The organism is Nocardioides sp. (assembly GCF_036493135.1).
In the GTDB taxonomy this organism is placed as follows: domain Bacteria; phylum Actinomycetota; class Actinomycetes; order Propionibacteriales; family Nocardioidaceae; genus Nocardioides.
Map to the genome: position 1 here is coordinate 1 of NZ_DASXQG010000047.1, position 12,524 is coordinate 12,524.

The 12,524-nt window shown below is 71.6% G+C and carries 15 protein-coding genes; 8 read left to right on the top strand and 7 right to left on the bottom strand.

The annotated features are described in order from the left end of the window. Positions 1 to 257: aminoglycoside adenylyltransferase domain-containing protein (locus tag VGJ24_RS07985; RefSeq protein ID WP_331499995.1), on the top strand; the 257-nt coding region annotated here is incomplete at its 5' end. Between the two features lie 206 nt (positions 258 to 463). Here the strand turns inward: VGJ24_RS07985 and VGJ24_RS07990 are convergent. Both VGJ24_RS07990 and VGJ24_RS07995 read right to left on the bottom strand, forming a co-directional pair. After that, positions 464 to 1,807, bottom strand: coding sequence for an HNH endonuclease signature motif containing protein (locus VGJ24_RS07990; protein ID WP_331499996.1), 1,344 nt, complete (start codon positions 1,805 to 1,807; stop codon positions 464 to 466). A 102-nt stretch (positions 1,808 to 1,909) separates the two neighbouring features. Further along, positions 1,910 to 2,770 (bottom strand): SMP-30/gluconolactonase/LRE family protein, encoded by an 861-nt coding sequence (locus VGJ24_RS07995; RefSeq protein ID WP_331499997.1) that lies wholly within the window; start codon positions 2,768 to 2,770, stop codon positions 1,910 to 1,912. Between the two features lie 45 nt (positions 2,771 to 2,815). Between VGJ24_RS07995 and VGJ24_RS08000 the strand changes: the two genes are divergently transcribed. Then, positions 2,816 to 3,322, top strand: a complete 507-nt coding sequence (locus VGJ24_RS08000; protein WP_331499998.1) for a MaoC family dehydratase — start codon at positions 2,816 to 2,818, stop codon at positions 3,320 to 3,322. An 84-nt stretch (positions 3,323 to 3,406) separates the two neighbouring features. Here VGJ24_RS08000 and VGJ24_RS08005 read toward each other — a convergent pair whose 3' ends face one another. Further along, positions 3,407 to 4,588, bottom strand: coding sequence for an MFS transporter (locus tag VGJ24_RS08005; RefSeq protein ID WP_331499999.1), 1,182 nt, complete (start codon positions 4,586 to 4,588; stop codon positions 3,407 to 3,409). Between the two features lie 48 nt (positions 4,589 to 4,636). Next, positions 4,637 to 5,008: a hypothetical protein gene (locus VGJ24_RS08010; protein WP_331500000.1), complete on the bottom strand. Its 372-nt coding sequence runs from the start codon at positions 5,006 to 5,008 to the stop codon at positions 4,637 to 4,639. Between the two features lie 30 nt (positions 5,009 to 5,038). On the opposite strand from VGJ24_RS08010, the gene VGJ24_RS08015 reads away from it, so the two are divergent. The 3 genes from VGJ24_RS08015 to VGJ24_RS08025 are packed head-to-tail and all read left to right on the top strand — an operon-like array spanning position 5,039 to position 7,379. Beyond that, a complete protein-coding gene (locus VGJ24_RS08015) occupies positions 5,039 to 6,112 on the top strand; it encodes a helix-turn-helix transcriptional regulator (protein WP_331500001.1) in 1,074 nt (357 codons plus the stop codon). After that, on the top strand, positions 6,105 to 6,665 hold the full coding sequence (locus VGJ24_RS08020) for a histidine phosphatase family protein (protein ID WP_331500002.1): 561 nt from the start codon (positions 6,105 to 6,107) through the stop codon (positions 6,663 to 6,665). The genes VGJ24_RS08015 and VGJ24_RS08020 overlap by 8 nt, the downstream gene beginning before the upstream one ends. A gap of 57 nt (positions 6,666 to 6,722) precedes the next feature. After that, on the top strand, positions 6,723 to 7,379 hold the full coding sequence (locus VGJ24_RS08025; protein ID WP_331500003.1) for a DUF6758 family protein: 657 nt from the start codon (positions 6,723 to 6,725) through the stop codon (positions 7,377 to 7,379). A 4-nt stretch (positions 7,380 to 7,383) separates the two neighbouring features. Here VGJ24_RS08025 and VGJ24_RS08030 read toward each other — a convergent pair whose 3' ends face one another. Further along, a complete protein-coding gene (locus tag VGJ24_RS08030) occupies positions 7,384 to 8,175 on the bottom strand; it encodes an SDR family oxidoreductase (protein WP_331500004.1) in 792 nt (263 codons plus the stop codon). Positions 8,176 to 8,236: 61 nt separating this feature from the next. On the opposite strand from VGJ24_RS08030, the gene VGJ24_RS08035 reads away from it, so the two are divergent. Continuing rightward, on the top strand, positions 8,237 to 9,064 hold the full coding sequence (locus VGJ24_RS08035; protein ID WP_331500005.1) for a ParA family protein: 828 nt from the start codon (positions 8,237 to 8,239) through the stop codon (positions 9,062 to 9,064). Then, the gene (locus VGJ24_RS08040) at positions 9,061 to 9,723 is read left to right on the top strand and encodes a L,D-transpeptidase (RefSeq protein ID WP_331500006.1); all 663 of its coding nucleotides are present in this window, start codon (positions 9,061 to 9,063) and stop codon (positions 9,721 to 9,723) included. The genes VGJ24_RS08035 and VGJ24_RS08040 overlap by 4 nt, the downstream gene beginning before the upstream one ends. Positions 9,724 to 9,758: 35 nt before the next feature. Here the strand turns inward: VGJ24_RS08040 and VGJ24_RS08045 are convergent, their stop codons facing one another. Continuing rightward, positions 9,759 to 11,228, bottom strand: coding sequence for a DEAD/DEAH box helicase (locus tag VGJ24_RS08045; RefSeq protein WP_331500007.1), 1,470 nt, complete (start codon positions 11,226 to 11,228; stop codon positions 9,759 to 9,761). Positions 11,229 to 11,418: 190 nt separating this feature from the next. Here VGJ24_RS08045 and VGJ24_RS08050 point away from each other — a divergent pair, with 190 nt between their 5' ends. After that, on the top strand, positions 11,419 to 12,144 hold the full coding sequence (locus VGJ24_RS08050; protein ID WP_331500008.1) for a ferritin-like fold-containing protein: 726 nt from the start codon (positions 11,419 to 11,421) through the stop codon (positions 12,142 to 12,144). 13 nt (positions 12,145 to 12,157) lie between these two features. Here VGJ24_RS08050 and VGJ24_RS08055 read toward each other — a convergent pair whose 3' ends face one another. Continuing rightward, the gene (locus tag VGJ24_RS08055; protein WP_331500009.1) at positions 12,158 to 12,493 is read right to left on the bottom strand and encodes a GlsB/YeaQ/YmgE family stress response membrane protein; all 336 of its coding nucleotides are present in this window, start codon (positions 12,491 to 12,493) and stop codon (positions 12,158 to 12,160) included. Positions 12,494 to 12,524: the final 31 nt, after the last annotated feature.

The window sequence follows — 12,524 nt, forward strand, 5'->3', positions numbered from 1 at the left end:
GCCCCCTCTATCGGATGGTCCTTAACGGTTGTCGAGTGCTTCGATACCTTGTTGACCGTTCGGTCGTGACCAGGGAAGAGGCAGGAAGATGGGCTCTCGGGCGTTGGCGCGAGTCAGACCATGATTTGATTCAAGCCGCACTCGCCCGGGAGACAAGTACCGACAAGAGAGCGGCCATCGACCTCTCAACCGCGTACTTCTTCGCGTTTCGCACGCGGGTGATCGCCAAGGGAGAGACCGACCCGGAGGATCGGTGAGACGTCCGCTCATCGGCTGACAGGTCACCAGACACGCATGTCAGTGCGTTCAACAGAGGCGGTGGAACTGGCCGTTCGGCCCATCACCAAGCACTGCGAAGGGATGGGGTTGTGCTCGTGCGTCAGAGGGCCCAGCGGAGGTTGCGTGGACGAGGGAGTGCCTGCATGCCAGTCCGCACACATGTGGGCGGTCTCGTCGGGCGCGCTCAGGCGCGCGGGAGCCTGCTGGTGCTGAGCGGTGTGACGGCGTAGGCCAGCCGATGAGGGCCGTGCCAGGTGTAGCTGCCGTCGCAGTTGCGCAGGTAGCGCCATCGGCCGGTGGTCTTGGCGTTGTGATGTCGCCGGCACAGGCAGGCCAGCTTCGAGGGGCTGGTCTGACCGGGTGGCCCGCCGTCGTCGACCGGTACGTAGGGCTCGATGTGGTCGAGGTCGCAGGATCGGGCGCCGACGCCGCACCAGGGAAACACGCAGTGCCGGTCGCGCAGGATCACGGTCTCCCGCATCCACTCGGGAGGGTCGTGCTCGTTGACGGCGTCGTCTCGTTCCAGATCCAGCACCGGAACGATGGTGACGCGGGTGGCGCCCAGCCACTCGTTGATCTTGGCGGTGGTGGCGGGGCCGAGCCCCTCGACCTCACCGGCCGCGACCAGGCCGTCGGGCAGGTCGAGCAGGTCGGTGAGTGTCAGGTGCAGGTAGACCCGGGTCTTCGCCAGGGACGGCCGTCGCACCGCGACTTCCTGATCCGGGCCCGACGCGTGCAGGTCGAGCTGGGACTGGTGGTCGGCGATGGCGCCGAGGGCTTTGGCCTTGCGGAGGCCCAGGTCGTCGGTGTCTCCGAGCCGGGCGAGGTGGGCGGCGTGGTCGCAGACCAGGTCGTAGAACTTCGTCAGGTCGACGGTGTCGCCGGTGGCGGCCAGGTGGGAGGTGCCGGCCCAGCCGCCGTCGGTGCGGTGGAGCAGCCGGACGTCCCAGGACTGCTTGCCCGCCTGTTCGGCCTGGGCCTGGGCCTGCGGGTCGTAGGTGGCGGCGGCGTGCGCGACGGTGCGGTCGATCAGGGCCACTCCGCAGGAGTCGATCCGGTCCGCCAGCTGGGCGTCGACGTAGCGGGCGGCGGTGCGGGACAGGTGGTGGGTGGCCTGGGCGAGCCGGCGGGCCTTCCACGGCGCCACGTCCAACGCCTGCACGCGTCGCCAGGTCAGGGGGAGCCGGTGGGCAAGGTCCAGGGCGTCGGCCAGGACCTGCATCCCGGTGAACGTCGACACGCCGAGGGCAGTGGCGAACGGCTCCGGAGCGTAGGCGGCCACCGTCGGGCAGCCGTCGCCGCCCAGGGACTCCTCACAGTCGGAGAGGCCGGGGAGTCCGGCGTCGCCCCACACCGCGGCCGCGGACTCCCTGGTGGCGGGGTGCAGCCCACACCACTGCAACGCCAGCTCCAGCTTGCCCAGCCCGGCCCGGCGCTCGGCGGTCTCGGCCTCACCCGCACAGGCCAGCACCCCCGCGGGGTCGAGATCCTCGACTCCCGTCGGTGACGATGTTGCGGCGATGGCCATACCGGTATGAGATCAGCGGCCACCGACAGTCATCTGCCCGACACGGGGTTGTCCCCAGGCCGGCTCGAAAGTTTCTGAAGAGTTGCTCCACGTCGGTCCCGGTCAGTCGCCTCCGGGCCAGCCGGCGCCCGGGACGTCCACGGGGACCCGCACGACCTGGCCGTCCCAGTCGGTGTGCGTCATCAGCCCGGCCGCACCGGGCCAGACGGCGGTGACGGCATAGAGGTACGTCGCGCCCGTGCCGCCGAGCATGCAGGCGAACCCGCCGCGGTCGAGGTCGACGGTCTGCAGCACCTCGCCGCCTTCGGCGACGCGGACGCAGCGCTGGTGCGGGACGTCGGCGTACCAGGCGGCACCGGCGGCGTCGAGACAGATCCCGTCGGGATTGTCCTCGGCGAGGTCGGCCCAGACGCGGCGTCCGGACAGCCCGCCGTCGTCGGCGATGTCGAAGCCCACGAGCTGGTGGCGATAGGAGTCGGCGACGACCAGGGTCCGCCCGTCGACGGTGACCGCCATGCCGTTCGGGAACGCGATGTCGTCGGCCACGATCCGCGCAACGCCGTCCGGGGTGACGACACCGACCCGGCCGGGCTGGACCTCGCCCGGCGGCGGGCCGGTCGCGAAGTCGAAGTGTGGGCTGTTCACGAAGGCGAACCCGCGCCCGTCGACGACGATGTCGTTGCAGCCCAGGTCGGACACCGCGGTCAGGTCGGCGTACGTCGCGAGCGTGCCGTCCGGCCGGAGCGTGAGCAGAGCACCCTCCTGGTTGGACACGAGGACGAGTCGCCCGTCGGGCAGGAAGTCGAAGCAGAGCGGGAGCGAGCGGTGCTCCAGCACCACCTCGGTCGTGCCGGCGTCGTCGACTGCGACGATCCGCCCGCCCGTCCAGTCGCTGAACCACAGCCGCCCGTCGTGCCACCGCGGCGACTCGACCAGCCCGTACCCGGAGCACAGCACGTCCATGACCCCATCGTCCCAGTCACGCCGGCCTGGGGCAGGATGCTGCCCATGCAGTTCGGCCGCAGCTACGAGGAGTTCGAGGTCGGGGCGACGTACCGGCACTGGCCCGGTAAAACGGTGACCGAGTACGACGACCACCTGTTCTGCCTGCTCACGATGAACCACCACCCGCTCCACCTCGATGCGCACTACGCGGGGGAGACGACGGAGTTCGGGAAGAACGTCGTGGTCGGCAACTACGTCTACTCCCTGGTGCTCGGGATGAGCGTGCCCGACATCTCCGGCAAGGCGATCGCCAACCTCGAGGTGGAGTCGCTGCGGCACGTCGCGCCGACATTCCACGGCGACACGCTGTACGCCGAGTCCACGATCCTCGACAAGCGCGAGTCGGCGTCCAAGGACGACCGCGGCGTCGTGCATGTGGAGACCATCGGCTACAACCAGGACGGGAAGGTCGTGTGCATCTTCCGTCGCAAGGTGATGGTGCCGAAGCAGAGCTACCTCGACGCCCGCGGCGGCGAGCAGCCCGGTCGGCCGGTGCCCGAGAGCCGCTGACGGAGCGAGGCTCCGGCAGAGATCGAGAAGAACGACGTCACGCGCGGGGTCCGGGACAGCCTTGACGTCCTCGATCGAGCCCGATCAGCTGCCCGTGGGTCCGATCGGGGCGAAGGCCCGGGCCAGCGGCAGGATCCCGAGCACCAGCACCATCGGCACCGCGAACCCGATCCGCAGGTTGCCCGCACCGACGAGCCCGATCATCACCGCGCCGAGCAGCGAGCCGACGTAGTTGAACTGGTTGAACCGGCCGATCACGGCGTCGACCCGCAGATGCCGCAGCACCGGGTCCGGCTCGTCCTCACCGGCGATCCGCGCCGCCGCCGAGAAGCTCAGCGGTGCCACGACGGCCACGCCGCCGCCGGTGACCAGGAACCCGAGCACCGCCACCGGCCAGACCGGGGCGAACACGACGACCGCAAGCCCCGCGCTGGCGACGACCGCGCCGACGCGCAGCACCGGGACTGCGCCGTACCTCGCGACGAGCGCGTCGCCCGAGAGCCGCACGATGCCGCTGGCCAGGAGGTAGGGGAAGACCGCCAGCGCGACCAGCGCGGAGGGCGCGTCGAACACCTTGTCGAGGTACTGCGGACCCCAGGTGAACGCCGCCGTGTCGACCATGTAGAACAGCACCATCGCGAGCCCGACCAGCACGATCGGCCGCCACGGCACGTGCACCTGCGGGGCGGCGGTCACCGTCTGCTCGGCGCGGCGCAGGAACGGCGCGAAGGCGACCGCGAGCGGCAGCACGGCGACCACCGCGGTGGCGGAGATCGGCAGGTGCCCCATGGCCAGCGCCACCGCCGAGCCGAGGAACCCGCCGAGGGTCCAGGCACCGTGGAACGACGGGAGGATCGGGCGGTCGTAGAGGTGCTCGAGCGCCACCGCCTGCATGTTCGTGGTGGCGTCCACGGCGCCGAGCGATACGCCGTACACCGCCATCGAGGCCACGAAGACGGCCTGGTCCGGGGCGACCGCGAAGACCGGCACCGCGACCGCGATCCCGAGGAGCCCGGCCCGCAGGATCGTCGCGCTGTCGACACGCTTGCACGCGGTCTCGGCGAGCACGCTGCCGAGTCCGGCCAGCAGCACCATCATCAGCAGGAGCAGCGAGAGGGTGGTGTCGCTGTAGTGCCAGTGGTCCTGCACCTTCGGCAGCCGCGTCGTGAGGCTGATGAACACGAAGCCCTGGGTGAAGAACGCGGCTGCGGCCGCGAGCCGGGCCCGCGCGTGCACCGATGCCGCGAGCTCGGGGGTCGTCGCCATGGGCGGCATCGTGGCACGCCGGCGGCGCGCCTGGGGGCGACCTCCCGCTCAGCCCTCGGGCACGCGGTCGGTGACCAGCGTCAGCAGCTCCGGTGGCGCGTGGCTGACGAGCTGCGCCTGCGAAAGCGGGGTGGCCCAGATGCGCGCCAGTCGCGGCAGGAACTCCGCGGCGTCCTCGTCGGAGTCGAAGTCGAGGTGGACGACGACGCGGTCCGGTTCTGCGACCGAGCGCAGGATGCGGTACCGGCGTACGCCGTTGTCCGCCCGAAGGCGCTCGTAGCTGTCGAACGCCGCCTTCCAGGTGTCGAAGTCGCGGACCTCGTTGAGGATCTGGAGCGTGGCCATCGCGGGCCTCCCGTCTCGGGCCCGTACGTCGGGCCGGGTACGACGAGCCTCTGGCGTCGGCTGCGGCGTGCCCACCCCCGATCCTGGGGGTTCTACCCTGACGCGGTGACTGCGGCGACCGGGGACTGGCTGGCGCGGGTGGAGGCCGTGTGCCGACGGCCGGTCCCCGCCAAGCGTCTGCGTGAGGAGGTGCTGGCGCGGCTGCGCGAGCGCGTCGACTACGACGGCCACGTGTTCGCCCTCTGCGACCCGGTCACCCGCGTGTACACCTCGCCCCTCGCGGACGTGCCCGGCCTGCCGTGGCCTCGGCTGCCCGAGCTCGTGCGCTGGCGCTACCTGACGACGGTGAACCGGGTCGACGCGCTGCTCGGCACCGGGGCGCGGTCACTGCTCGGGGCGACGACCTCGCCGGAGGAGTCGCTGGTGTGGCGGCACGTCCAACGAGACCTGGGGGTGCTCGACACGGCCTCGGTCGGGTTCGCCGACCGGCACGGGGTCTGGGGCCTCCTGGAGCTGTGGCGGCTGAGGACACCGTTCACCGACCACGACCTGGACCTGCTGACCTCGATCGTCCCCGCGGTGACCGACGGTCTGCGGGCGGCCGTGTCGCGCACCTTCACAGATCCCGGTGGGGACACCTCGCCCGTGGGGCCGGCGGTCGTCGTCCTCGATCCCGGGCTCGCCGTCCGCTCGCAGACCGACGCGGCCGCCGAGGCGCTGCTCCGGCTCAACCCCCCGGACGAGCCGATGGCCCCGATCCCGGCATCGGCGTACAACGTCGGCGCCGCCCTGGTGGCCCGGGAGGCCGGTGTCCCGGTCGGTGAGCCCTGGGCTCGCGTGCACCTGGGCGGGAGCCGCTGGGTGACGGTCCGGGCCTCGCGGCTCGGGGAGGACGTCGCGGTGTCGATCGAGCCGAGCACCGCTGTCGAGCGAGCGGACCTCGTCGCCCGCAGCGCCGGCCTCTCCGACCGCGAGACCGAGGTGCTCGGGGAGCTCGCGGCCGGACTCACGTCGCCGGAGATCGCCCATCGGCTGTACCTGTCCGAGCACACCGTCAACGACCACGTGAAGGCGGTGCTGGCGCGCACCGGTGCGCGGAACCGGCAGCAGCTGCTCGCCCGGATCCTCGGTACGGCGACCCCCGGAGACACCGGCTGGCACGATGACGCCCATGGCTGACGAGGTGTGGCTGGTCCGGCACGGCGAGACCGAGTGGAGCCGCGACGGCCGGCACACCTCGACCACCGACCTGCCGCTGACCGACGAGGGACGCCGGGTGGCCGAGTCCCTGCACGACCGACTGGACGACGACGCCTTCGCGCTCGTGCTCACGTCGCCGCGACAGCGGGCGCGCGAGACGGCCCGCCTGGCAGGGCACGGCGACGCCGAGGTGGACGACGACCTGGCGGAGTGGGACTACGGCGACCTCGAGGGGCGCACCTCAGAGCAGATCCGCGAGACGTATCCGGGCTGGACCATCTGGCAGGGTCCGGTGCCCGGCGGCGAGGACTCAGGGCAGATCTCGGCCAGGCTCGACCGGGTGGTGGCGCGCTGCCGGTCCGCGAGGGGGCGGGTGCTGCTGTTCGGCCACGGCCACAGCCTGCGAGCCCTGGCGGCCCGCTGGCTCGACCTACCGGTCTCCGATGGCCGCCATCTCCGCCTCGACACCGCGACCGTGTCCGTGCTCGGGTGGGAGCACGAGACGCCGGTGGTGCTGAGCTGGAACTCCTGACCGGGTGGGGGCCCGAGGGCCCTTGACCACGGGCCGTGGCCTCGGGACCGTGGACCCATGCCGCTCCGGACGGAGTGTCCGCGCTGCCCCGCCCCGATCGGGACGTCGACCCTCGACGCGCAGAGGGAGAGCGGGGTCTGCCCGGACCACGGGCCGACGGCCGTGCTGCGGCGGCCCGACGTGTCGTCGTACGAGTCCTTCGTGGAGGCGTTGTCCGCGGCCGGCGACTTCCCGACGTACCTGCCGTGGCCGATGAGCCCGGGCTGGACCGTGAGCGACTTCGCGGTCGTGGGCGAGCCCCGGAGCGGGCAGAGCGCGCTGGCGTCGATGACGTGCAGCTCGGGAACGAGCGCTCTCGACGGGCCGGTCGACGTGTTCGTGGTCAGCGAGGAGTCGGGCACCGGGCTCGGTGCCCGGTGCGCGGGTACGACGCATCTCGATCCGGGACCCGAGATCGGGCACGGGCCACCCATGGTGCGGATACGGATCGGCAGCCAGTCGGTGCCGCTCTGGGCGGTCTCGACCGCCTCCTCCGACCGCGAGCTCGACCGGTCGGTGGTGGCCGGTGAGGCCGGCGGACGGTGGCTGTGGGTGGTGCTCCGGCCGGCGTCGGCGATGCTGCTGCTGCGCGACGAGTGGATCCTGCGCGACGTGTCGGGGATCGGCCCGCCGCTGGTGGAGATGGCCTTCGGGGGGCCTTCTCCCGCGTGGTGATCTCTCAGCGGCGGCCGAGCGACTGGAAGCGCTGGAGCAGCCGCACGGGGAGGTGCTTGCTGGCGGTGGCGATCACCTTGTAGCGCTTGCTCGGGATCGACACCCGCTTGCCGGCATCGAAGTCGGCCAGGGCCTCGTCGACCACGCGGTCGGCGTCGAGCCAGAGACGCGACGGGACGGCGTTGCGGCCGACCTCCATGCGTGCGTGGAACTCGGTGCGGGTGAAGCCCGGGAGCACCGTCATGATGTGGACGCCGTCCGGGGCGTACTCGTGCGCGGCCCACTCGCCGAAGCGGTTGAGGTAGGCCTTCGCCGCGCTGTACGACCCGCGAGGCTGGGTCCCGGCGACGCTGGAGACGTTGATGATCCCGCCGGAGTGCCGCTGGGTCATCTGCCGCAGCGCGGCGTGGGTGAGCCGCATCGGTGCGGTCACCAGGACGTCGAGGTGGGCCTGCTCCTGCTCGACGGTGTTCTGCAGGAATTTCCGCTTCAGCCCGAACCCGGCGTTGTTGACCAGCAGGTCGACCGGGTGCTCGAGGTCGGCCACGCGGTCCTCGACCGGCTTCAGCTGGTCACGGTCGACCAGGTCGGCGACCAGCACCTCGCAGGTCACGCCGTACGTCGTCGCGAGCTCGTCGGCGACGGTCTTGAGCCGTCCCTCGTCCCGGGCGACCAGCACCATGTCGTAGCCGCGCCGGGCCAGCCGCTCGGCGAACACGTGCCCGAGGCCCGAGGTCGGGCCGGTCACGAGGGCGAGCGGGCGGACGCCGGTCGGGTAGCCGGGTGTCGGAGACATGCCACCAGCCAAGCCGCGTATGCGCCCTCCGGGCAAGGTCGGTCGGGCATGATGGGAGGCGATGTCCACCACACCCTCGCCCACACCCTCGCGCGTTGTGCCGATCATCGTGGCGGTCGCCAACCAGAAGGGCGGCGTCGCCAAGACGACCTCGGTCGCCTCGATCGGTGCGGCGCTGGTCGAGCTCGGACAGTCGGTGCTGCTGGTCGACCTGGACCCGCAGGCGTGCCTGACCTTCTCCCTGGGCATCGACCCCGAGGACCTCGAGCTCTCGATGCACCACGTACTGACCAAGGGGCTCCACGCCTCCGAGGTGATCATCGAGACCGACGACGGTGTCGACCTGCTCCCGGCCACGATCGAGCTGGCGCGGGCCGAGGCCGACCTGCTGACCCGCACGGGGCGCGAGCACGTGCTCCGGGGGGCGCTCGACGACCTGGCCGAGGACCCGGACGGTCGCCGGTACGACTGGGTGCTGCTCGACTGCCCGCCGTCCCTCGGCGTGATGACGGTCGCGGCGCTCACCGCCGCCCAGGGTGTACTGATCCCGCTGCAGTGCGAGACGCTCTCGCACCGCGGAGTGGGGCAGCTGCTCGACACCGTCCACGACGTACGCCGGTTCACCAACCGCGACCTCGAGGTGTGGGGCGTCCTGCCGACGTTGTACGACGGGCGCACCAACCACGCGCGGACCGTGCTCGAGACCATCTCCGACACCTACGACCTCGACGTGATCGAGCCGCCGATCCCGAAGACGATCAAGTTCGCCGAGGCACCGGCCGCCGGTCGCTCGATCCTCGCCACCAGCCGCAGCAGCAAGGGTGCGCGGGCCTACCGTGAGGTCGCTGCCAACCTCCTGCAGCGCAGCCCGACGAGGGCCGGGAGTTGAGCACCCATCGCCGCGGGGTGCGGCCCCGCTACGGACGGATCGCGGTGCTGGCGACCTCGCTCACCATCTCGGCGGTGGCCGCGTTGGCGGGTCTCGGTGTGCTCGCCAGCGGCTCGGCGACGGCGGGTGGCGCGGCCAAGCCCGCGTCGTACACGCAGGGCACGCCGGCGAGTCAGCCGCTGCCGCCGGACCCGTCGAGCAGTGGCTCGGCGGCGTTGGACACCTCGCGCCCCGACCCGGCGTCGCAGACCGCGGTCCCCGTCGACAGCGGCTCGGGCCGGCGGATCGTCTTCAGCCAGAGCCTCCAGCGGGTCTGGCTGCTGGGGCAGCGGCCCGACGACGTACAGCGCACCTACCTGGTCTCGGGCAGCGTGACCCACAACCTCCAGCCGGGCACCTACTCGGTGTACTCCACGGCCCGTTGGGCGGTCGGGGTCGAGGACTCCGGGGTCATGCAGTACTTCGTGCGGTTCACCCGTGGACCGACCGGAGCGGCGATCGGCTTCCACTCGATCCCGGCCAAGAACGGCGTGCCCCTGCAGACCCGCGCCCAGCTGGGGACCGCCCAGTCGCACGGCTGCATCCGGCAGAACATGCCGGACGCGATCGCGCTGTGGAACTTCGCCCCGGTCGGCACGAAGGTCGTCGTCGTCGCCTGACCCCGTCGCCGGGTCGGCAGAGGACGACTCGGCCGTCAGGCTCTGGGCGTGGAGCCCGAGCTGGAGCCGGAACTCGAGCCGGAGCGGCGGCGACGCCGGCGGGTGCGGGACTGACTCGCGGGGCGCTCGCCGGCGGCGGGCTGCTCGGCCGGTGCGCCCGGCTTCTCGGCGGTGCCCGCGGCGACCTGCTCCCCGTTGCGGGTGCGGGTGCGCTGCCGCGTCGTGGCGCGCGGGGCACGCTCGCGGCGCGGACGGTCGGACTCGCTGCTCGCGCGCTTCGCCGGCTCCGGGCTCGGCGGCACGATCCGGCCCTTGGTGCCGGCCGGGATGCCGAGGTCGTGGTAGAGGTTCTCGGAGGTGGAGTAGGTCTCCTGCGGCTCGTCGAAGGGCAGGTCGAGCGCCTTGTTGATCATCTTCCAGCGGTGCAGGTCCGCCCAGTCGACGAAGGTGACTGCGATCCCCGAGGCACCGGCGCGCCCGGTGCGGCCGATCCGGTGGATGTAGGTCTTCTCGTCCTCGGGGCAGGTGTAGTTGATGACGTGCGAGATGCCCTGGACGTCGATGCCTCGGGCGGCGACGTCGGTGGCGACCAGGACGCGGATCTTGTTCTCGCGGAACTTGGTCAGGGCCTTCTCGCGCGCCACCTGCGCCATGTCGCCGTGCAGCGGCGAGGCGCTGAAGCCGCGTTCGGCGAGGTCATCGGCGATGCGCTGTGCCTGACGCTTGGTGCGGGTGAAGACGAGGACCTTCTCGGCGTCGTCGGCTTGCAGGATGCGGCCGATGATCTCGGGCTTGTCGAGGTCGTGCGCCTGGAAGATGAACTGCGCCGTCGCCGGGACCAGCTGGGTGTCGTACGACGACTCCGCCCGGATGTTCATCGGGTGGTGCATGTGGGTGCGGGCCAGCGAGACGATCGCACCCGGCATGGTGGCCGAGAACAGCATGGTCTGCCGGGTCTCGGGCGTCATCGACAGCAGCTTCTCGACGTCGGGCAGGAAGCCGAGGTCGAGCATCTCGTCGGCCTCGTCGAGGACCAGCGCGTGCACGTGGGAGATGTCGAGGGAGCGGCGGTTGCACAGGTCGATCAGGCGACCCGGCGTACCGACGACGATGTCGACGCCCGTGGCGAGCGTGTCAAGCTGCGGCTCGTAGGGGACCCCGCCGTACACGGTGAGGACCCGGAGACCGAGGTCCTTGCTCGCCAGCGCGAGGTCGCTGCTGACTTGGAGCGCGAGCTCTCGGGTCGGCGCGACGATCAGGGCCTGGGGCTTGCCCTGCGGCATGTCGGCATAGGCCGGGTCGGTCGGTACGACGCTGCGCTGCAGCACCGGGATGCCGAAGGCCAGCGTCTTGCCGGTGCCCGTACGGGCCTGGCCGATCAGGTCGGTGCCGAGCAGGGCGACCGACAGGGTCATCTCCTGGATGGCGAAGGGGGTGGTGATGTCGGCGCGCTCGAGCGCGTCGCAGATCTCGGGCAGCACGCCGAGCTCGCGGAAGGTGGTCACGGTGTTCAGTTCGCTTTCGTTCGAGCCCCTGGTCAGGGGTGGAGGTTCGAGCCATCGTCCAGCGGCGGACCAAGGCTCGAAACTGCTCGACACCCGGCGTCTGCCGCGCACATCCAGCGCCGCAGCTGTGCCGGCGCGCGTCCTCACCGCTCGTGCGGGGACACCTCCAGTCTATCGGTAGCGTGTGCACATGTCCGATTCCCTGGCCGATCCGCTTCCGCCGGAGCAGCCGACCGAGCTGGGACTGGTCTTCGAGGACGCCGACTACCGCCTGGCCGTGGTCGACCTCCTGGGAGCCGTCGCGTACGGCGAGCTCTCGGCGTTCGAGCGCCTCGTCGACGACGCGAAGCTGGCGCCGACCGTGCGCGACAAGGTCGAGATGGGCGCCATGGCGAGCCTCGAGTTCGGGCACGTGGCCCGGCTGCACGATCGCATCCGCGAGCTGGGGACCGACCCGTTCGACGCGATGGCGCCGTTCGAGGCGCCGATCGACCTGTTCCACGCCCACACGGCCCCGTCGGACTGGTACGAGGGGCTGGTCAAGGCGTACGTCGGGGACGGCATGGCCGCTGACTTCTACCGCGAGATCGCGGCGTACCTCGACGCCGACACCCGCGACCTGATCATCGCCTCGCTCGAGGACACGGGACAGGCGGACTTCGCGGTGCGTCACATCCGGCAGGCGATCGAGGACGACCCGAAGCTCTCGGGCCGGCTGGCGCTGTGGGGGCGCCGGCTGATGGGCGAGGCGCTGACCCAGGCTCAGCGGGTCGCCGCCGAGCGCGACGCCCTGACCGCGCTGCTCGCGGGCGGCATCGACCGGCCGGGCCTCGACCTGGCGGCGATCGGCCGGATGTTCACCCGGATCACCGAGCGGCACAACGAGCGGATGGCCGAGCTCGGCCTCTCCTCCTGACGAATCGCCGGCCTCAGGGCACCCGGGTGCGGCTCCGTCCGGTCAGCCCGGCCGCGACCATCACGAGCACCGCGGCCGAGACCACCTGCACGATGTGGCGCAGCCAGTCGATCCCGCTGGTGGCGCACCGGCCGCCGAGCACGTCGACGTACAGCCAGTTGCCGACGAAGATGCCCACGATGCCGCAGAGCACGGTCAGCCAGAACGGGATCCGGTCGCGGTCCCCGGGTGCCACCATCTTGCCGAGGATGCCGATCACGGCACCGCCGATGAGCAGGAAGAGGATCCCGCCGAGGCTCCAGTGGTGCCCGCACTTGACCAGCAGCGGGGCGATCGTCGTCAGTGTCACGGGTGTCCTTCCGAGGTGTGGCGAACAGGGG